This window comes from Streptomyces sp. CC208A, assembly GCF_030010625.1.
Taxonomy (GTDB): domain Bacteria; phylum Actinomycetota; class Actinomycetes; order Streptomycetales; family Streptomycetaceae; genus Streptomyces.
This window is the reverse complement of record NZ_JASCXN010000023.1, coordinates 108,566-127,055: the sequence shown is the minus strand read 5'-3', so window position 1 is coordinate 127,055 and position 18,490 is coordinate 108,566. Positions and strand designations below refer to the sequence as shown.

Annotated in this window: 16 protein-coding genes and 1 pseudogene; 8 read left to right on the top strand and 9 right to left on the bottom strand. The window is 73.0% G+C overall.

Features of this window, described 5'->3' with window-relative positions; all coding sequences use genetic code 11:
* Window positions 1–208: pseudogene (locus tag QK442_RS23790) on the bottom strand (hypothetical protein); the annotation flags it as partial.
* A gap of 299 nt (window positions 209–507) precedes the next feature.
* On the opposite strand from QK442_RS23790, the gene QK442_RS23785 reads away from it, so the two are divergent.
* The 4 genes from QK442_RS23785 to recX all read left to right on the top strand — a co-directional run bounded on the left by QK442_RS23785 (window position 508) and on the right by recX (window position 4,155).
* On the top strand, window positions 508–1,305 hold the full coding sequence (locus QK442_RS23785) for an SGNH/GDSL hydrolase family protein (RefSeq protein ID WP_282696072.1): 798 nt from the start codon (window positions 508–510) through the stop codon (window positions 1,303–1,305).
* A gap of 311 nt (window positions 1,306–1,616) precedes the next feature.
* Window positions 1,617–2,189 (top strand): hypothetical protein, encoded by a 573-nt coding sequence (locus QK442_RS23780; protein ID WP_282696071.1) that lies wholly within the window; start codon window positions 1,617–1,619, stop codon window positions 2,187–2,189.
* Window positions 2,190–2,450: 261 nt separating this feature from the next.
* The gene (gene recA, locus QK442_RS23775) at window positions 2,451–3,584 is read left to right on the top strand and encodes a recombinase RecA (protein ID WP_282696070.1); all 1,134 of its coding nucleotides are present in this window, start codon (window positions 2,451–2,453) and stop codon (window positions 3,582–3,584) included.
* Between the two features lie 4 nt (window positions 3,585–3,588).
* Window positions 3,589–4,155 (top strand): recombination regulator RecX, encoded by a 567-nt coding sequence (recX, locus tag QK442_RS23770; protein ID WP_282696069.1) that lies wholly within the window; start codon window positions 3,589–3,591, stop codon window positions 4,153–4,155.
* A gap of 173 nt (window positions 4,156–4,328) precedes the next feature.
* Here the strand turns inward: recX and QK442_RS23765 are convergent, their stop codons facing one another.
* From QK442_RS23765 to QK442_RS23745, 5 genes are all read right to left on the bottom strand, one after another.
* A complete protein-coding gene (locus QK442_RS23765) occupies window positions 4,329–6,137 on the bottom strand; it encodes an FAD-dependent monooxygenase (RefSeq protein WP_282696068.1) in 1,809 nt (602 codons plus the stop codon).
* A 313-nt stretch (window positions 6,138–6,450) separates the two neighbouring features.
* Window positions 6,451–7,341: an amino acid ABC transporter permease gene (locus QK442_RS23760; protein ID WP_282696067.1), complete on the bottom strand. Its 891-nt coding sequence runs from the start codon at window positions 7,339–7,341 to the stop codon at window positions 6,451–6,453.
* A complete protein-coding gene (locus QK442_RS23755) occupies window positions 7,338–8,012 on the bottom strand; it encodes an amino acid ABC transporter permease (RefSeq protein ID WP_282696066.1) in 675 nt (224 codons plus the stop codon). Before QK442_RS23755 ends, QK442_RS23760 begins: the two co-directional genes overlap by 4 nt.
* Window positions 8,013–8,131: 119 nt before the next feature.
* The gene (locus tag QK442_RS23750) at window positions 8,132–8,950 is read right to left on the bottom strand and encodes a glutamate ABC transporter substrate-binding protein (RefSeq protein ID WP_282696065.1); all 819 of its coding nucleotides are present in this window, start codon (window positions 8,948–8,950) and stop codon (window positions 8,132–8,134) included.
* Window positions 8,951–9,037: 87 nt separating this feature from the next.
* Window positions 9,038–9,766, bottom strand: a complete 729-nt coding sequence (locus QK442_RS23745) for an amino acid ABC transporter ATP-binding protein (RefSeq protein WP_282696078.1) — start codon at window positions 9,764–9,766, stop codon at window positions 9,038–9,040.
* A 365-nt stretch (window positions 9,767–10,131) separates the two neighbouring features.
* Here QK442_RS23745 and QK442_RS23740 point away from each other — a divergent pair, with 365 nt between their 5' ends.
* On the top strand, window positions 10,132–10,854 hold the full coding sequence (locus tag QK442_RS23740; RefSeq protein WP_282696064.1) for a response regulator transcription factor: 723 nt from the start codon (window positions 10,132–10,134) through the stop codon (window positions 10,852–10,854).
* 17 nt (window positions 10,855–10,871) lie between these two features.
* Entirely contained in the window at window positions 10,872–12,269 is a 1,398-nt protein-coding gene (locus QK442_RS23735) for a HAMP domain-containing sensor histidine kinase (RefSeq protein WP_282696063.1), read from the top strand.
* A gap of 21 nt (window positions 12,270–12,290) precedes the next feature.
* Here QK442_RS23735 and QK442_RS23730 read toward each other — a convergent pair whose 3' ends face one another.
* Complete coding sequence (locus tag QK442_RS23730; RefSeq protein WP_282696062.1) at window positions 12,291–13,289, bottom strand: TAXI family TRAP transporter solute-binding subunit; 999 nt, start codon at window positions 13,287–13,289, stop codon at window positions 12,291–12,293.
* Between the two features lie 570 nt (window positions 13,290–13,859).
* Here QK442_RS23730 and QK442_RS23725 point away from each other — a divergent pair.
* On the top strand, window positions 13,860–15,035 hold the full coding sequence (locus QK442_RS23725) for a four-carbon acid sugar kinase family protein (protein WP_282696061.1): 1,176 nt from the start codon (window positions 13,860–13,862) through the stop codon (window positions 15,033–15,035).
* A 19-nt stretch (window positions 15,036–15,054) separates the two neighbouring features.
* Here the strand turns inward: QK442_RS23725 and QK442_RS23720 are convergent, their stop codons facing one another.
* Window positions 15,055–15,675 (bottom strand): isochorismatase family protein, encoded by a 621-nt coding sequence (locus tag QK442_RS23720; protein ID WP_282696060.1) that lies wholly within the window; start codon window positions 15,673–15,675, stop codon window positions 15,055–15,057.
* 92 nt (window positions 15,676–15,767) lie between these two features.
* The gene (locus QK442_RS23715; protein WP_282696059.1) at window positions 15,768–16,787 is read right to left on the bottom strand and encodes a DJ-1/PfpI family protein; all 1,020 of its coding nucleotides are present in this window, start codon (window positions 16,785–16,787) and stop codon (window positions 15,768–15,770) included.
* Window positions 16,788–16,917: 130 nt separating this feature from the next.
* On the opposite strand from QK442_RS23715, the gene miaB reads away from it, so the two are divergent.
* A complete protein-coding gene (gene miaB, locus QK442_RS23710) occupies window positions 16,918–18,447 on the top strand; it encodes a tRNA (N6-isopentenyl adenosine(37)-C2)-methylthiotransferase MiaB (protein ID WP_282696058.1) in 1,530 nt (509 codons plus the stop codon).
* The last annotated feature ends 43 nt before the right edge of the window (window positions 18,448–18,490 follow it).

Below are 18,490 nucleotides of genomic sequence, written 5' to 3'. Positions count from 1 at the left end.
TGACGGTCCATACGGGATCACTCAACTGATCAGAGACGCTGATCAGCCAGCCGGCGAGCATCGCGAGCGCGGTCCCGTCGATCTGGCGATGGCCCGGCTCCTGGCGGGCTTCGCCGAAGCCGATGGCGAACAGGGTGACCGAGGCGAGTGCGGCGGCAAAGCGGCCCTCGACGGCCGTGGTGTAGAGCACGAGGGTGAAGATGATCACGGGCGGGAGGGCGTCGACGGCAATGGGCCGGGCCGCCGGGGGGGGGGGGCGAGGGCCCAGTCGAGTGCCGCGTGCGGGGTGGGCCTGTGCGTCCGCCGCCCCGAGATCAGCTTCCAGACCATCCCAGGAGGAGGGCGAGACCGGTGATCAGGGTGTCGGCTGTTCGGGGCGGGAGGCGCATGGGTCGAAGGACAGGCGGGTGGGCCGAAAGACAGACGGGACCGGGTCGCGGACCGACCGCTCTACGTATACTAAAAAAGTTGATTAGGTGGAAAAGTGGATGGGGAAAGGGCGGATGGGTGAGCGCGCACGGATACCGGCGGTACGTGGCCCTCGGCGACAGCCAGACCGAGGGCGTGGGCGACGGCGACGACCTCACCGGGCTGCGCGGCTGGGCCGACCGGCTCGCCGGGCACCTGGCCAGGACCGGTCCCGGAGTCCGGTACGCCAACCTCGCCGTCCGGGGCCGCCTGGCCGGGGAGGTGCGGGCGGAGCAGCTCCCGGCCGCCCTCGCGCTCCGGCCCGACCTCGCCACCGTCGTCGCGGGCGTGAACGACCTGCTCCGGCCGGGCTTCGACGCCGACGAGACGGCCGGCCACCTGGAGGCCGTCTTCGCCGCCCTGACCGGCCAGGGCGCCCGGGTCGCGACCCTCACCTTTCCCGACGTCGGCCGCATCACCCCGCTGGCCCGGCCGCTCGCGCCCCGCGTCCACGCCCTCAACGACCGGATCCGGGAGGCCGCCCGCCGGCACGGCGTGACCGTCGCGGAGACCGCCCACCACGAGGTGGTCACCGACCCCCGCCTGTGGAGCGCCGACCGGCTGCATGCCTCCCCGCTCGGCCACGCGCGCATCGCGGCCGCCGTCGCCGACGCGCTCGCCCTGCCGGACAGCGACGACGGCTGGACCCGCCCGCTGCCGCCTCGCCCGGCCCCCACCGGCCTGCGCCTCGCCGCCGGAGAACTCGCCTGGGCCGGATCCTTCCTCGGCCCCTGGATCGTGCGCCGGGTGCGAGGCCGCTCCTCCGGCGACGGCCGGACCGCCAAGCGTCCGGACCTCCTGCCCGTGGGGCAGGGCGGTCCGGCCCGCTGTCTGTGAGCGGCGCGACGGGATGTCCTGGCGTCGGACGGGGTACGGCCTCCGGCTCCGGCGGCCGCGTCCGCCCCTCCGTGTCTCCGCCCTCCGCCCGCCGGCAGAGCACGGGTGTCTGTTATGCGCCACATGCGGAAAGCCGGCGTCCTGGGCGCGGAGGGCCCGCACGGCCCTTCCGGCCAGCCCTTCCGCCGGTCAACGCACCGGGTCCGGTTCAGTCGTCTGAAGGTCGTTTCCCGGGTTCCGCCGGAATCCGTCCGATGAGCCTCCTACCGTACGGACTGACCGCGCCGACGCGGTCGACGAGGAGGAAGCCCGTGCCATCGCCCTGCGACCCCCGCTACGCTCCCGCCGGTGACGTGGACGGGGCGCTCATGGTGATCGACTCCCGGCTCAAGGCCATTCATGACGGCAAGACCGGAACCGATCCCGAAGAGCAGCAGATGCTCGACCAGCTCACCGCGTCCTTGGACCTGCAGGGTGTCCACGATCTGCTGGACGGTGCCTGCACGCTCGTCTTCATGTTCATGAAGTGGCTGCGGAGAGCCCACGAGGACCACGACCGGGACGTCATCGAGTACGTGGTGCCCAGCCTGGTGGCCACGCTGCGCATGATGCCCCGGAGCGTCAGCCCCGAGGCGATCCCCACCATGGCCGGTCTGGTGATCGCGGCCGGCACCGGCCTGAGCCCCAGCCTCTGGCGGCAGCAGTACGGGGACTGGACCAAGGAGGAGATGACCGCCCTGGAAGCCACCGCGCTCCTGCTGGCCGAGCACATCAACCGGATCACCGGGGACCTCGACTACGCCACCCGCCTGATCGGCGAGACGCTGAACCGCGCCGACCGGGAGGCGGGACTGGACCCGGGGTGGGACGAGGACGGGGAGTAGGTCTCCCCTCCGGCCCTCATCGGTGGACGGCCCCGCGCCCGGATCGATCCGGGCGCGGGGCCGTCACTGTTGTCCACAGGAGCGCGTGGCGCGCTTGACACTAAAATCGAACATCCATTCTCATGAAGGTTCCGGCCCTTGGAATCGCGGGCATCTCGGCGAGTTGTCCACAGGTCGGAGGGACGCGGGGGCCCGTTGTCAGTGGCAGGGGTTAGCGTCTTTCACATGAAGCGATCGACTCAAGCAACCCGGGTGGAACCCATGGCAGGAACCGACCGCGAGAAGGCGCTCGACGCCGCGCTCGCACAGATTGAACGCCAATTCGGCAAGGGCGCCGTGATGCGCATGGGCGACCGTACCCAGGAGCCGATCGAGGTGATCTCCACCGGATCGACCGCCCTCGACGTCGCCCTGGGCGTCGGTGGTCTGCCGCGTGGCCGCGTCGTGGAGATCTACGGCCCGGAGTCCTCCGGCAAGACGACCCTGACCCTGCACGCCGTGGCCAACGCGCAGAAGGCCGGCGGACAGGTCGCCTTCGTCGACGCCGAGCACGCCCTCGACCCCGAGTACGCCCGCAAGCTGGGCGTCGACATCGACAACCTCATCCTGTCCCAGCCGGACAACGGCGAGCAGGCCCTCGAGATCGTCGACATGCTGGTCCGCTCCGGCGCCCTCGACCTCATCGTCATCGACTCCGTCGCCGCGCTCGTCCCGCGCGCGGAGATCGAGGGCGAGATGGGCGACTCCCACGTGGGCCTCCAGGCCCGACTGATGAGCCAGGCCCTCCGGAAGATCACCAGCGCCCTCAACCAGTCCAAGACCACCGCGATCTTCATCAACCAGCTCCGCGAGAAGATCGGTGTGATGTTCGGCTCGCCGGAGACCACGACCGGTGGCCGCGCGCTCAAGTTCTACGCCTCGGTGCGCATCGACATCCGCCGCATCGAGACCCTCAAGGACGGCACGGAGGCGGTCGGCAACCGCACCCGCTGCAAGGTCGTGAAGAACAAGGTCGCGCCCCCGTTCAAGCAGGCCGAGTTCGACATCCTCTACGGCCAGGGCATCAGCCGCGAGGGCGGCCTGATCGACATGGGCGTGGAGCACGGCTTCGTCCGCAAGGCCGGCGCCTGGTACACGTACGAGGGCGACCAGCTCGGCCAGGGCAAGGAGAACGCCCGCAACTTCCTGAAGGACAACCCCGACCTCGCCAACGAGATCGAGAAGAAGATCAAGGAGAAGCTGGGCGTCGGCGTCCGCCCCGAGGCCGCGAAGGCCGAGGCCGGCACCGAGACGGCGGACGCGGCGGGTGCGGCAGGCGCGGACGACACCAAGGCCGTCCCGGCCACGGCGGCCAAGACCGCCAGGGCGACCAAGGCCACCGCGGCCAAGAGCTGAACCGGTGACCGGTCGCACCGAATGGCCGGGTGACAGCCCCGACTCGTCGAGGGCCGAGAAGGAGCTGTCACCCCAGGATCCGGCCGAGCGGGCGCGGGCGATCTGTCTGCGCCTGCTCACCGGAACCCCCCGCACGCGCAAGCAGCTGGCCGATGCCCTGCGCAAGCGGGAGATCCCCGACGACGTCGCCGAGGAGGTCCTCGCCCGCTTCGAGGACGTCGGCCTCATCGACGACGCCGCCTTCGCGGACGCCTGGGTGGAGTCCCGGCACCACGGCCGGGGCCTCGCGCGCCGCGCCCTCGCCCGCGAGCTGCGCACCAAGGGCATCGACCCCGCCCTCGTGCAGGAGGCCGTCGGTCAGCTGGACTCCGACCAGGAGGAGGCCACCGCGCGCGAACTGGTGGCGCGCAAGCTCCACGCCACCCGCGGTCTCGACCGCGACCGCCGGCTCAGACGCCTCGCCGGCATGCTCGCCCGCAAGGGGTACCCCGAGGGCATGGCCCTGCGGGTGGTCCGCCGGGCCCTGGAGGAGGAGGGCGAGTCCACCGACGGCCTGGAGGAGGGCTACTAATCCCTTCGGGGGCCGCAGCTGCCCCGGCCCTGGCGGCCAGGGAGAGGACATCGGGGGAGGCCGACCGCCTTCCCGGGCCGGAGGCCCGCAGGCCGGGTCCGGCCTGCGGGGCGGAGTCCGGCGGTGCGGGGCCATGTAGCGGGTGCCGGCCGGGAGCGCCGCGCCCGCGCCCGTCAGTGGACGTCCGCGGTCCGGTCCTGTTCCCGGGACACCTCGGCCGGGGCCGGGACCTCGGCGGAGAGGGGCGCGCCGGGCTTCCCGGGCCGCTCCTTCTCCGGGGGAGTGCCGGGGGAAGTATCCGTCGGGTCGGGCGGGGGGACGTCCGAGGAGGCACCCGAAGAGAGATCCGCGGGGGTGTCGGTCGGGTGGGGCGGCTGCGGGGCGCCGCCGCGGGCGGCTTCCGCCGCGGCGTGCAGTTCCTCGGGTCGTACGCCGGCGAAGGCGGCGACCAGATGGCCGTCGGGGCGGACGAGCAGGACGGCGTGGGCGGGGGCGCCCGGGTAGGCGTCGGTCACCAGGACCTCCGACGCGACCGGCAGGGCCTCGGCGGCCTCCTCCAGACGGGGCATCAGGCCGGCGCTCCGCCAGTGGCGCCGCTCCCACACCCCCGTGCCGGGGGCGACGAGCAGGACCAGGAGCCGGGCCTGCCCCAGCCGGTCCCGGAGCCGTACCGTCGTGCCGTCGGGGGCCGTCACCCGGACGTCCTCGACGGGGGCGCCGAGGGGGGTGCCCACGGGGACCATGCCCTCGGTGAAGGGCGCGGCGAGCGGCGAGTGCGGATAGGCGGGGGAGGCGCCCAGCGGGCCCCGGCCCAGGTGGCCGTCGGTCAGCAGGGCGTCGTGGCCGCGCATCACGCCCGGCAGGTAGGTGCGCAGCCCGCCGGCGCCACGCAGGGCGGGCAGGGCCTGGTCGGCCGTGCGCAGCCGGGCGGCGATCGCCGTGCGCCGCTCGCTCTGGTAGCTGTCGAGCAGGGCGTCCGGAGCGGACCGGTGCCAGGTGAGGGCGAGCTTCCAGGCGAGGTTGTCGATGTCCCGCAGGCCCTCGTCGAGGCCCTGGGTGCCGATCGCGCCGAGCAGATGGGCCGCGTCCCCGGCGAGCAGCACCCGGTCGACGCGCCAGCGGCGGGCGAGCCGGTGGTGCAGGGTGTGGACGCCGGTGTCGAGGAGCTCGTACGGGGGCGTGGAGCCGTCGCACCAGCCCGCCAGGGTCTCGCGGATCCGGGCCACCAGCGCGTCCGGGGTGACGAGTTCGCCGCGCGGCGGCAGCAGCCAGTCGATCCGCCACACCCCGTCGGGCAGCGGACGGGCGGTGACCTCCTCGCCGACCCCCCGCCACGGCGGCTGACGGTGCAGCAGGGACTCGCCGGGCCAGGGGAGTTCGGTGCGCAGGGCGGCGACCGCGTGCCGCTCGACCGCGGTGCGGCCGGGGAAGCGGACGCCGAGCAGCTTGCGGACGGTCGAGCGGGCGCCGTCGCAGCCGACGAGGTGGCTGCCGCGCCACCAGGTGCCGTCCGGGCCGCGGGTGTGGGCGGTGACGCCGGTGCGGTCCTGCTCGACGGTGTCCAGGCGGGAGTCGGTGACGAGCCGGACGAGCGGCTCGCGGCCGATGGCGTCGCGCAGGCCGCGCGCCAGGGCGTGCTGGGTGATGTGCAGGGGGGCGGCCGGAGAGGCGGGGGACGCCGGGTCCTCGGACCACTCCTCGGTGCCGCCGAGGCCCAGGTCGAAGGCGACCTGGCGCAGCTGCCGGCCGCGGCGCATCCCGCGCCAGCCGACCCAGCGCAGCCCCTCGTCGCGGACGGTGGCACAGCCCAGCCGTTCGACCAGGGCGGCCGTGTCGGCGCGCAGCACGACGGTCCGCGCGGGGCGCGGCTCCTCCTTGCCGGAGGTCTCGTCGAGGACGACGCTGGGCACGCCCTGCGCGGCGAGCGCGAGGGAGAGCGCGAGGCCGACCGGCCCCGCGCCCACGATGATCACCGGGTCCACGGCGCGGCTCCAAAAGGCCGGAAAGTCATGGGGGCAGCACAGCAGAGTGTGGCACGAGCCCGGTGCTTGATCACAGACCGTATGCAACCCACTCAGGGTGTTTTGCGTCAAGTGACGCGGTGGGCGCGGTGCGGGCGGCCTGTCCCGCAGGGACCGTTTCCGGCTCCTGCGGCCCCCTCTCGCGCCCCCTCCGGCCCGCCAAGACCTCCGGCCCCGCCGGTTCCCCCGGAAGCAGGCGGTCCGGGGGAGGGCGACGGGGCCGGAAGTGGACGGGCGCGGAACTTGGGGGAAACCGGGCCGGTCGGGGTGGTGGTCAGACGATGGGGGTGCCCACCGCGCCCGCCTCGACGTTCGTGACCGGGGCCACGTCCTTCACCGCCGCCCCCTTGCGGCCCTGGCGCAGCCGCTTCTCCAGACGGCCGGCGAGGTGGGTGATGACGGCGTTGAGCACGATGTAGATCAGGGCGATGACCGTGAAGGTGGCGATCGTGTTGGCGCCGTAGTTGGCGGTGATCTGCCGGTTCTGGCTGAGCAGTTCGCCGAAGCCGAGCATCGCGCCGCCGAGCGCGGTGTCCTTCACGATGACCACGAGCTGGCTGACCAGGGCCGGGAGCATGACCGTGACGGCCTGCGGCAGCAGCACGTACAGCATGGTCTGGCCCTTGCGCATGCCGAGCGCCACGGCCGCGTCGCCCTGGCCCCGGGGGAGCGATAGGACACCGGCGCGGACGACCTCGGCGATGACGGAGGCGTTGTAGAGCACCAGGCCGGTGACGACCGCGTACAGGGGGCGGAAGTCGGAGCTGACGGGCGTGTAGTCCGCGTAGAGCTGGTTCGCGAAGATCATCAGCAGCAGCACCGGGATGGCCCGGAAGAACTCCACGACCGCGCCGACCGGGACCCGGATCCAGCGGTGGTCGGAGAGCCGGCCGATGCCCAGGGCCGCGCCGAGCGGCAGGGCGATGAGGATGGAGAGCGCGGCGGCCTTCAGGGTCTCGGTCAGACCGGGGATCAGATACGTCGTCCAGACCTGGGAGTCGGTGACGAAGGGCGACCACTTCTCGGACGTGAGCTGGTTCTTGTCGGCCAGCGCGGAGAGCACCCAGTAGCCGAGGAGGCCGAGGAGGGCGAGGAAGGCAATCGTGTAGACGACGTTGCGCAGCCTGGCCCGCGGGCCGGGGACGTCGTAGAGGACGGAGCTCATCGCTTCACCGCCAGTCGCTTGGCCGCCCAGCCGAGGACCAGGCCGGTGGGGAGGGTGAGGACTATGAAGCCGAAGGCGAAGAGGGCGAAGACCGTGAAGAGCGCCTGGGCCTCGTTCTCGATCATCTCCCGCATCAGCAGGGCCGCTTCGGCCGCGCCGATCGCCGCCGCCACCGTGGTGTTCTTGGTGAGCGCGATGAGCACGTTGGCCAGCGGCGTGATCGCGGCGCGGAACGCCTGGGGGAGGACCACCAGCGTCAGGACCTGGGTGAAGCTCATGCCCAGCGCGCGGGCCGCTTCGGCCTGGCCCGCCGGGACCGTGTTGATGCCGGAGCGCAGCGCCTCGCAGACGAAGGTGCCGGTGTACGCGGTGAGTCCGAGCACCGCGAGCCGGAAGCCGATCTCCTTGAAGTTCTCGCCGCCGAGCGTCACCGCGAGGGTCTGGTCGAGTACGAAGGAGCAGGCCACGATGACGACCGTCAGCGGGGTGTTGCGGACGAGGTTGACGTACGCGGTGCCGAAGCCGCGCATCAGCGGGACCGGGCTGACCCGCATCGCGGCCAGGGCGGTGCCCCAGACCAGCGAGCCGATCGCCGAGTAGAGGGCGAGCTGAGCCGTCACCCAGAAGGCGCCGAGCAGGTCGTACTGCCCGGAATCAAGAAAGTCGAACACGATGCCCCGCGCTCTCCCCTGGTGGTCGGTCGGTGGGACGGCCGGTGCGTCGGCAGCGGCCGGTGGTGCCGTGACGGCCGCTCCCTGGCGGGGCGGCCGTCACGGCGAGGGGCGTCGGATCAGCCCGCGATCTTCGGGGCCGGCTCGTTCTGGTAGCCCGAGGGGCCGAAGTGCTGCTTCACGAGCTTGTCCCAGGTGCCGTCCGAGACCATCTTCTCCAGGGCCTTGTTGATCTTGCCCTTGAGCTCGGAGTCGCCCTTCTTGAGGCCGATGCCGTAGTTCTCGTCACTCAGGGAGAGGCCCACGAGCTTGAACTTGCCCTGGTGCTCCTTCTGCGCGGCGTAGCCCGCGAGGATGGAGGCGTCCGTGGTGAGGGCGTCGACCCGCTTGTTCTCCAGGCCGGTCAGACACTCGGAGTAGCCGCCGAGCTGCTGGAGGTCGGCGTCCGGCGCCAGCTTCTCCTTGACGTTCTGCGCGGAGGTCGAGCCGGTGACCGAGCAGAGCTTCTTGGTGTTGAGGTCCTCGGGCTTGGTGATCGAGGTGTCGTCGGCGCGGACCAGCAGGTCCTGGTGGGTCAGGAAGTACGGGCCGGCGAAGTCGACCTCCTTCAGGCGCTTCTCGCTGATCGAGTAGCTCGCGACGACGAACTTGACGTCGCCGTTCTTGATGAGGTTCTCGCGCTCGGACGAGGGGGCCTGCTTCCAGTTGATCTTGTCCTCGGCGTAACCCAGCTCCTTGGCGACGTACTTGGCGACGTCGACGTCGAAGCCCGCGTACGAGCCGTCCGGGGTCTTCAGGCCGAGACCCGGCTGGTCGAACTTGATGCCGATGGTGATCTTGTCGCCGTTGCTGCCGGAGTCCGAGCCGCCGCAGGCGGTGGCGGTCAGGGCGAGGACGACGGCGGCCGCGGCGGCCGTGGAGGCGTGGCGAAGCTTCATGGTTGAACGTCCCTTGGATAGGCGTGAGTTGCGAAGACTAGGTCGTCGGCTCGCTCGGTGGTGGCTCGATGATGACTCAGTGATGGCTCAGTGATGAAGGATCTTGGAGAGGAAGTCCTTCGCCCGGTCGCTGCGCGGGTTGCTGAAGAACTCCTCGGGGGTGGCCTGTTCGACGATCCGGCCGTCGGCCATGAAGACGACCCGGTCCGCGGCCGAGCGGGCGAAGCCCATCTCGTGCGTCACGACCACCATCGTCATGCCCTCCCGGGCCAGCTGCTGCATGACCTCCAGGACCTCGTTGATCATCTCGGGGTCGAGCGCCGAGGTCGGCTCGTCGAAGAGCATCACCTTCGGGCCCATCGCCAGGGCGCGGGCGATCGCCACGCGCTGCTGCTGGCCTCCGGAGAGCTGGGCCGGGTACTTCTCGGCCTGCGCGGCCACGCCCACCCGCTCAAGCAGGGCGCGGGCCTTGGTCTCCGCCTCGGCCTTCGCCGTGCGACGGACCTTGATCTGGCCCAGCATCACGTTCTCGAGCACGGTCTTGTGCGCGAAGAGGTTGAAGGACTGGAAGACCATGCCGACGTCCGACCGCAGCCGGGCCAGCTCCCTGCCCTCCGCGGGCAGCGGCTTCCCGTCGATCGTGATCGTCCCCGCGTCGATGGTCTCCAGGCGGTTGATCGTGCGGCACAGCGTCGACTTGCCGGAGCCCGACGGGCCGATGACGACGACGACCTCGCCGCGGCCGATCGTGAGGTCGATGTCCTGCAGCACGTGCAGCGCGCCGAAGTGCTTGTTCACTCCGGACAGGACGACCAGATCCTCCTGGGCCCGGGGCGAGTCCTCGTGGTCCTTGGACACTGCCACTTCGCTCATCGGCCTCTTGCTCCGTCCTCCTCGATTGGGAGGACCCTAGAGACCCGTCCGGAGGGCCGTCATCACATCTGAGCGGAAATTGAGGATAACGATAGGGCTACAGCCGGACACTCTGGGTGAAGGCGGGCGCCGGCGTCGTACCGGGTGAATAACGGAAGCCCGCGCTCCGTAGGGGAGACTTGACTGGGGCGTCGATGATCGGCGTTCATGGGCGTTCGTGCCCCGGTCCGGGGCACTCCCGGCGGCAACGGTTCGGGGCACCCCGGCGCGACGGCCCAGGGGCCCGGCGCAACGAGAGGAGAAGACCCATGCGACTGCTGCTCGTCGAGGACGACGACCACGTCGCCGCGGCCCTCTCCGCGATCCTCGCCAAGCACGGCTTCACCGTCACCCACGCCCGCAACGGCGAGGAGGCCCTCCAGGCCGTCCTCCCCACCGCGCAGGGCGAGCGTCCCTCGTACGGGGTGATCCTGCTCGACCTCGGCCTCCCCGACCAGGACGGCTACCAGGTCTGCGCCCGGATCCGGAAGCTCACCGCCACCCCGGTGATCATGGTGACCGCCCGCAGCGACGTCCGCTCCCGGATCCACGGCCTCAACCTCGGCGCCGACGACTACGTCGTCAAGCCCTACGACACCGGCGAACTGCTCGCCCGGATCCACGCCGTCTCCCGGCGCACCGGCGGCCCCGGCGCCGACGACACCGCCGGCGGTACGGGCTCCGCCGCCGAGGCCACCGTGCTCCACCTCGGCGCCGTCACCGTCGAGCTGCCCACCCGGCGCGTCAGCGTCGGCGGCGAGCCCGTCGCCCTCACCCGCAAGGAGTTCGACCTGCTCGCCCTTCTCGCCCAGCGGCCCGGTGTCGTCTTCCGCCGCGAGCAGATCATCTCCGAGGTCTGGCAGACCAGTTGGGAGGGGACCGGCCGCACCCTGGAGGTGCACGTCGCCTCCCTCCGCTCCAAGCTGCGCATGCCCGCCCTGATCGAGACCGTGCGGGGCGTCGGCTACCGCCTGGTCCCCCCGGCCGCGTAACCCCGGCCGCTCCACCCGTGCGCACCCGACTCCTCCCCCTCCTCATCGTCCTGATGGCCGGGGTCCTCCTCGCCCTCGGCTTCCCGCTCGCCGCCGGCCGCGCCGCCGCCCAGCAGCAGCGGGTCGTCGTCGACCGCCTCGACGACGCCGCCCGCTTCGCCGCCCTCGCCCAGTTCGTCGGCGACCTCGCCACCGGCGACAGCGAGCGCCGCTCCACCCTCGGCGGAGAGCTCGCCAGCTACCACGACGTCTACGGCATCCGGGCCGGCATCTTCTACCGCGACAACCGGGCCATGGCCGCCGCCCCCGAGGACTGGACCGTCCCCTACGAGGGGGAGGGACGTCGCGCCTTCCAGGAGGCCCTGCTCGGCCGCCGCAGCCACGACCCCCCGCAGGTCTGGCCCTGGCAGCCGGACGCCCGCCTCGTCATCGCCTCCCCGGTCGTCCGCGACGGGGACGTCATCGCCGTCGTCGTCACCGACTCGCCCACCGGGGACCTCCGCGCCCGCATCCTGCGCGACTGGCTGGTGATCTTCGCCGGCGAGGCCGCCGCCATGCTCCTCGCCGTCGGCGCCGCCGTACGCCTCACCGGCTGGGTGCTGCGCCCGGTCCGCGTCCTGGACACCGTCACCCACGACATCGCCACCGGCCGGATGAACTCCCGGGTCGCCGAGACCGGCGGACCGCCCGAACTGCGCCGCCTGGCCCGCTCGTTCAACGAGATGGCCGACCACGTCGAGGAATCCCTCGAACAGCAGCGGGCGTTCGTCGCCGACGCCTCCCACCAGCTCCGCAACCCGCTCGCCGCACTGCTGCTGCGCATTGAACTCCTCGCCCTCGAACTCCCCGAGGGGAACGAGGAGATCGCCTCCGTGCGCACCGAGGGCAAGCGGCTCGCACAGGTCCTCGACGACCTCCTCGACCTGGCCCTCGCCGAGCACGCCGCCGCCGACCTGCGCCTCACCGACGTCGGCGCCCTCACCGCCGAGCGGATCGCCTCCTGGCGGGCGGTCGCCGACGACAAGGGCGTCCACCTGTCGGGGGAGTGCGGCGCGGCCACCGGCTGGACGGACCCGGTGGCCCTCTCCAGCGCTCTGGACGCGGTGATCGACAACGCGCTGAAGTTCACGCCGGAGGGCGAAGAGGTCACCGTACGGGTCCTCACGGAGCGGGAGAGCGTCGAGGTCGTCGTCGCCGACCTCGGCCCCGGCCTCACCGAGGAGGAGCTGGTCCGGGTCGGAGACCGCTTCTGGCGCTCCGGACGCCACCAGAACGTCAAGGGCTCCGGGCTCGGCCTCTCCATCGCCCGCGTGCTGCTGACCGCCTCCGGCGGAGGGATCTCCTTCGGCCCGAACGAGCCGCACGGCCTGCGCGTGACGGTCACGGTGCCGCGGTACGCGCCCTCCGACCGCTGACCCCGGGGCGGGGCGGAGAGGTCAGGGCTTCACCGAGCGGTAGTAGCGGCGGGCGCCGTCGTGGAGGGCGAGCGGCTCGGTGTAGACGGCCGTGCGCAGATCCACCAGCTGGGCCGGGTGCACCTGGCTGCCGATGACGTCCCGGCTGTCGATCACCGACCGGGTGAAACCCTCCACCAGGTCCGGATCGGTCTCGGCCGTCGTCACCATCAGGTTCGCCACCGCCAGCGTCTTCACCGGCTGCCCGTCCTGCGCCTTCGCGTAGGCGTCGGCCGGGATCACCGCCGAGCGGTAGAGCCGGGTCGACTCGCCCACGTCCCGCAGCGCTTCCACGACCGAGTCGTCCATCGGTACGAGACGTACCTCGAAGCGCTCCGACAGCGACTGCACGGCGTGCGTCGGCAGACCGCCCGACCAGAAGAACGCGTCGAGGGAGCCCCGCTCCAGGAGCTCCGGCATGGTGTCGATGCCGACCGGCACCGCCTCCACGTCCCGGTCCGGGGTGATCCCGGCCGCCGCGAGGATCCGGTCCGCTATCAGCCGCACGCCCGAGCCGTCCTGGCCGACGCCGACCCGCAGCCCGCGCAGGTCGGGGACGTACTGGATCGACGACCCCTTGCGCACGACCAGCTGCACGTAGTCGTCGTAGAGCCGGGCGCAGCCGCGCAGCCGCTCGAAGCCGGGCCGGCGGTCGCGGATGTACTGCGCCACGGCGTCGGCGGTCGCGATCGTGAAGTCGGCCTGGCCGGAGGCCACCCTCGCCAGGTTCTGCTGGGACCCCTCGCTGTCCTCCAGCGTGACCGAGACCTCGGGCAACTCCTCGGCCAGGGTCTGCTTGAGCAGCGCGCCGTAGCGCTGGTAGACGCCGGAGGGGACGCCGGTGCTGAACGTGACCGAGCCGCGGGGCGTCGGGGGGCCGAAGGGCGCCAGCCACCACACCAGCACCCCACCCACCGCGAGCAGCGCGGCCGCGAGCGCGAGGACGCGGCGGCGGGCGGCGCGGGTGAGCGAGGGGAACATGCCAGCGATCCTGCCAGGTGGCCGCCGTCCCTGGCCAGGGCGAGCGGGTGACGGCGGTGTGATGTCGGCCGACCCGGGGAGATAGGGAAGCGGTACGCGAAGCCGGGCGCTCCCGCCGGATCCCGGACGCGCTCCGCCGAAGTGGTGAGCGGGCCGAGGCGGGCGCGCCGCGCCGTGTGTCCTGCTCGTGGTGCCGGGCCCGTCCGGTTAGCGTCGGAAAGCGCTCGGTGATCTTGAGGGCAGTTCCCCCTGCCCGCCCCTGGCCCAGGCCGAGCCGCTGACTCGCCCCGTCCCGAGGGAGTTCCGGCATGCCCCTGTCCCCGTCCATGCCCCTGTCGCCGTACGCGTACCGGCCGCCGCCGGACCGGATACCGCTGGACTGATCAGGTCGTACGGGTGAGGGTGGACCGGCACCGACGCCGAGCCCGGCACCGACGCCGAGCCCGGCACCGAGGCCGAGCCCGGCACCGAGGCCGAGCCCGGCACCGAGGCCGAGCCCGGCACCGAGGCTGAGGCCGACGCCGGTGCCGATCGCCCCGCCCGCGCCCGTACGACCCGAGGAAGCCGCCGATGCGCCGCCCCGTCCCGTCCGTCGTCCCGCCGCCCCGCGTCGCCGTCCTCGCCGACGACCTGACCAGCGCGGGGGACGGGGCGGCGCCCTTCCGCAGGGCCGGTCACCCGGCCCGGGTCCTGCTCTCCGGCAGCCCCTTCGCCGGTCACGGGCAGGAGGACGGGGTCCTCGCCGTCGACCTCGGCAGCCGGCTCCTCGACGAGGCCGGCGCCGTGGCCCGTACCCGGGAGGCGGCCCGGGCCCTGTCCGGAGCGGGACTGCTGCTCAAGACCGTGGACTCGACCCTCCGCGGACACGTGGCCGCCGAGATCCGCGCCGCGCGGGAGGGCTCGGGGCGGCGGTCGGCCGTGATCGCCCCCGCTTTCCCGGCCGAGGGCCGCACCACTCGCCACGGTGTCCAGTACGTGCGCGGGACACGGGTCGACGAGAGCGAGTTCGCCCGCGACCCCGCCCACCCCGTCCGTACGGCCGACCTCGCCCGCCTCCTCCCGGAAGCCGTCCTCGTCGACTCCGACCGGCCGGAGTCGCCGGCCGAACTCCTCCCGGACGGCGGCCTCTTCGTCTGCTCCGCCGCCACCGATGCGGACCTGGACCGGATCGTCGCCGCCGTGCCCGACCACCAGGCCGTCCTGTGGGTCGGCTCCCCGGGCCTGGCCGCCGCCCTCGCCCGCCACCACGCCCTCCCCGCCTCCGACGCCACCCCGGGCGAACTCCCGCCCGCCGCCCGCCCCTTGGTCGCCGTCGGCAGCGCCAACCCCGCCACCTGCCGCCAACTCGCCCTGCTGGCCGCCGAACCGGGCGCGGTCAGCGCCGTCACGGAGGGCCGCCTGAGGGCCGCCGACACTCCCGTACGCATCCTCCACACGCCCCACGAACGCCGGGCGGATCCCGCCGAGTTGACCCGGCTCCTCGCCGCCTCCGTGGCGGCTCTGGCCGCCCGGGCCCCCTTCGACGGGCTCGTGCTCACCGGCGGGGAGACCGCGGAGGCCGTGCTGCGCGCGCTCGGCGCCCACGGCATCGACCTCCATGACGAACCCGAACCCGGCATCGCCCGCGGCACCCTGGCCGGCCCTGCGGACCTCCCCCGGGTCCCCGTCGTCATCAAGGCGGGCGGCTTCGGCGACGAGCGGACCCTCCTCCGCCTCCACACCCTCCTGACCGGGGGCCCCGCCTGACGGTGGCGGACCCGCCGACTCAGGCCGGCAGGTCCGCCGCCGTCGGCACCACCACGGCGAACACGTCGGTCAGGCCGGTCAGCGCGGCCCGCTTGAGCTCGGCGGCGGGTACGACCGTCCCGTCCGGCGCGGTGAGCGCCCGGGTGGCCGTGGCCCCGGCGACCACCGTGGGCCGGTAGCCCAGGTTGAACGCGGCCTGGGCGGTGTAGTTGACGCACATGTGGGTCATGAACCCGGCCAGGACCAGGTCCTTCCCGCTTCCCGCCGCGAAACCGAGGCCCGTCAGGACCTTCTCCAGGTCGGTGGCGTGGAAGGAGTCCGGGAAGTTCTTCACCACGACCGGCTCGCCGTCGACCGGGGCCACCTCGTCGCTGATCGCGCCGACCGGGGCCGTGATGTCGTACGGGGAGCCCTCGCCGCCGTCGTGCTGGACGTGGACGACCGGCGTACCGGCCGCCCTGGCGCGGGCGAGGAGCCGCGCGGCCTCGGCGACGGCCTCCTCGGCGCCCTCCAGGGCCATGACGCCGGACCGGTAGGTGTTCTGGACGTCGATGAGGACCAGGACCGCCTCCGAGAGCCGGGCCGGCTCGTCGGACAGACCGGAGAGGGAACGCAGGGGAGTGGACGGAGTGACGCTCATTTCTGAACCTTTCATGACTGAACGGACTGTGTGAGGGCGTGGCGGAGCCGCCCGCCCCGCACGGGGAAGGGAGAAGAGAGGGGGAGGCGGGGTCAGCCCGCCCCGGTACGGAAGCGGCGGCGGTACGCGGCCGGCGTCGTGGCGAGCCGGCGCCGGAACGCCCGGTGCAGCGTCTCCACGGAGCCGAGCCCCGCCCGGGCCGCCACCTCGGCGAGCGGCGCGTCCGAGGTCTCCAGGTGCCGCCGGGCCGCCTCGATCCGGGCCGCCTCCACGTAGGCGGCGGGGCTGGACCCCGTCTCCTGTGCGAAGACCCGGGCGAAGTGCCGCTCGCTCAGGCACATCCGGCCGGCAAGGCGTTCCGCCGACAGGTCCTCGTCGAGGTGGTCCGCGATCCAGAGCCGCAGCTCGTCGATGCCCCTCCGGCCGGCCGCCGGACGGCTCAGCGGCACCGAGAACTGGCTCTGGCCGCCCTGCCGCTTCAGGTACATCACGAGCTGTCGGGCGACCGCCAGCGCCGTCTCCTCGCCCAGATCCTCCGCCACCAGGGCGAGGGACAGGTCGAGGCAGGCGCTGATCCCGGCCCCGGTCCACAGCCGGCCCCGGTCCGCCCGTACGAAGATCGGATCGGGGTCGACGGTGACCTCCGGGTGCGCGGCCGCCAGCTGCGCGGCCGTGGACCAGTGGGTCGTCGCGGTCCTCCCGTCGAGGAGGCCGGCCGCCGCCAGCACGTGGGCGCCGACGCAGACCGACGCCACCCGCCGCGCGTGCGGGGCGGTCTCCCGCACCCACCGCACGACCTCCGGGTCGAGCCGGGCGACGACCTCGCCGTTCTCCCCCGGGTCCACCGCCCCCGGCACCAGGAGGGTGTCCACGTCCGCGCCGACCTCGTCGAAACCGAGGTCCGCGACCACCCGCACCCCCGCCGAGGTCCGCACCTCACCGGCGCCGCCGGGCGCGGCGAGCCGCACCCGGTAGCGGGCGCGCCCGCCGCTCACCCGGCCGGCCAGGGCGAAGACCTCGGCGGGACCGGTGACGTCGAGGAGGTCGACATCGGGGAAGAGCGCGATGACGACCCGGTGCTCGGGCCGCCCGTCGGCGTGCGTCTCGGACATGCCCCCACCTTCCCCCGCCCGCCGCATGGCGGCAATGACGATTCCCTGTCACATCCGGACACGGGGGCCGCCCCGGTGCCCGTCCGGCGCCGGGGCCGGGGCCCGCCGGGGACCGCCTACTCTTGGATGCATGACCAGCAGCAGCGACCGGAGTCTCACAGTGGGCATCGAAGGACCGAAGACCTACGACATTCGCACCTACGGGTGCCAGATGAACGTCCACGACTCCGAGCGGCTCTCCGGTCTGCTGGAGGAGGCGGGCTACGTCCGCGCGCCCAAGGGCACCGACGGTGCCGACGTCGTCGTCTTCAACACCTGCGCGGTCCGCGAGAACGCCGACAACAAGCTGTACGGCAACCTCGGCCACCTCGCCCCGATGAAGACCGCGCGCCCCGGCATGCAGATCGCCGTCGGCGGCTGCCTGGCGCAGAAGGACCGCGAGACCATCGTCGAGAAGGCCCCGTGGGTCGACGTGGTCTTCGGCACGCACAACATCGGCAAGCTGCCGGTCCTCCTGGAGCGCGCCCGTGTCCAGCAGGAGGCGCAGGTCGAGATCGCCGAGTCCCTGGAGGCCTTCCCCTCCACCCTGCCGACCCGCCGCGAGTCGGCGTACGCGGCCTGGGTCTCGATCTCGGTCGGCTGCAACAACACCTGCACCTTCTGCATCGTCCCCGCCCTGCGCGGCAAGGAGGAGGACCGCCGCCCCGGCGACATCCTCGCCGAGATCGAGGCGCTGGTCGCCGAGGGCGTCTCCGAGATCACCCTCCTCGGCCAGAACGTGAACGCGTACGGCTCCGACCTCGGCGACCGCGAGGCCTTCTCCAAGCTGCTGCGCGCCTGCGGCCAGATCGAGGGCCTGGAGCGGGTCCGCTTCACCTCCCCGCACCCGCGCGACTTCACCGACGACGTCATCGCCGCCATGGCCGAGACGCCGAACGTGATGCCGCAGCTGCACATGCCGCTCCAGTCCGGCTCGGACACGGTCCTGAAGGCCATGCGCCGCTCCTACCGGCAGGAGCGGTTCCTCGGGATCATCGAGAAGGTGCGCGCCGCCATCCCGCACGCGGCCATCTCCACCGACATCATCGTGGGCTTCCCCGGCGAGACCGAGGAGGACTTCGAGCAGACCATGCACGTCGTCCGCGAGGCCCGCTTCGCCAACGCCTTCACCTTCCAGTACTCCAAGCGCCCCGGCACCCCCGCCGCCGAGATGGAGAACCAGGTCCCCAAGGAGGTCGTGCAGGCCCGCTACGAGCGCCTGGTCGCCCTCCAGGAGGAGATCTCCTGGGACGAGAACAAGAAGCAGGTCGGCCGCACCCTGGAGGTCATGGTCGCCGAGGGCGAGGGCCGCAAGGACGGCACCACGCACCGCCTCTCCGGCCGCGCCCCCGACAACCGGCTCGTCCACTTCACCAAGCCCGACGAGGACGTCCGCCCCGGCGACGTGGTGACCGTCGAGATCACCTACGCCGCCCCGCACCACCTGCTCGCCGAGGGCCCGACCACCGCCGTCCGCCGCACCCGCGCGGGCGACGCCTGGGAGAAGCGCACCGCCGCGGCCGCCGCCAAGCCGGCCGGGGTCCTGCTCGGCCTGCCGAAGATCGGCGTTCCCGAGCCGCTCCCCGCGGCCGAGGTCCCGGCCTGCGGCACCGGTCGCTGACGGTCGACGAGACCGCGGGGCCCCGGGCAGTAGGCTGCGGATC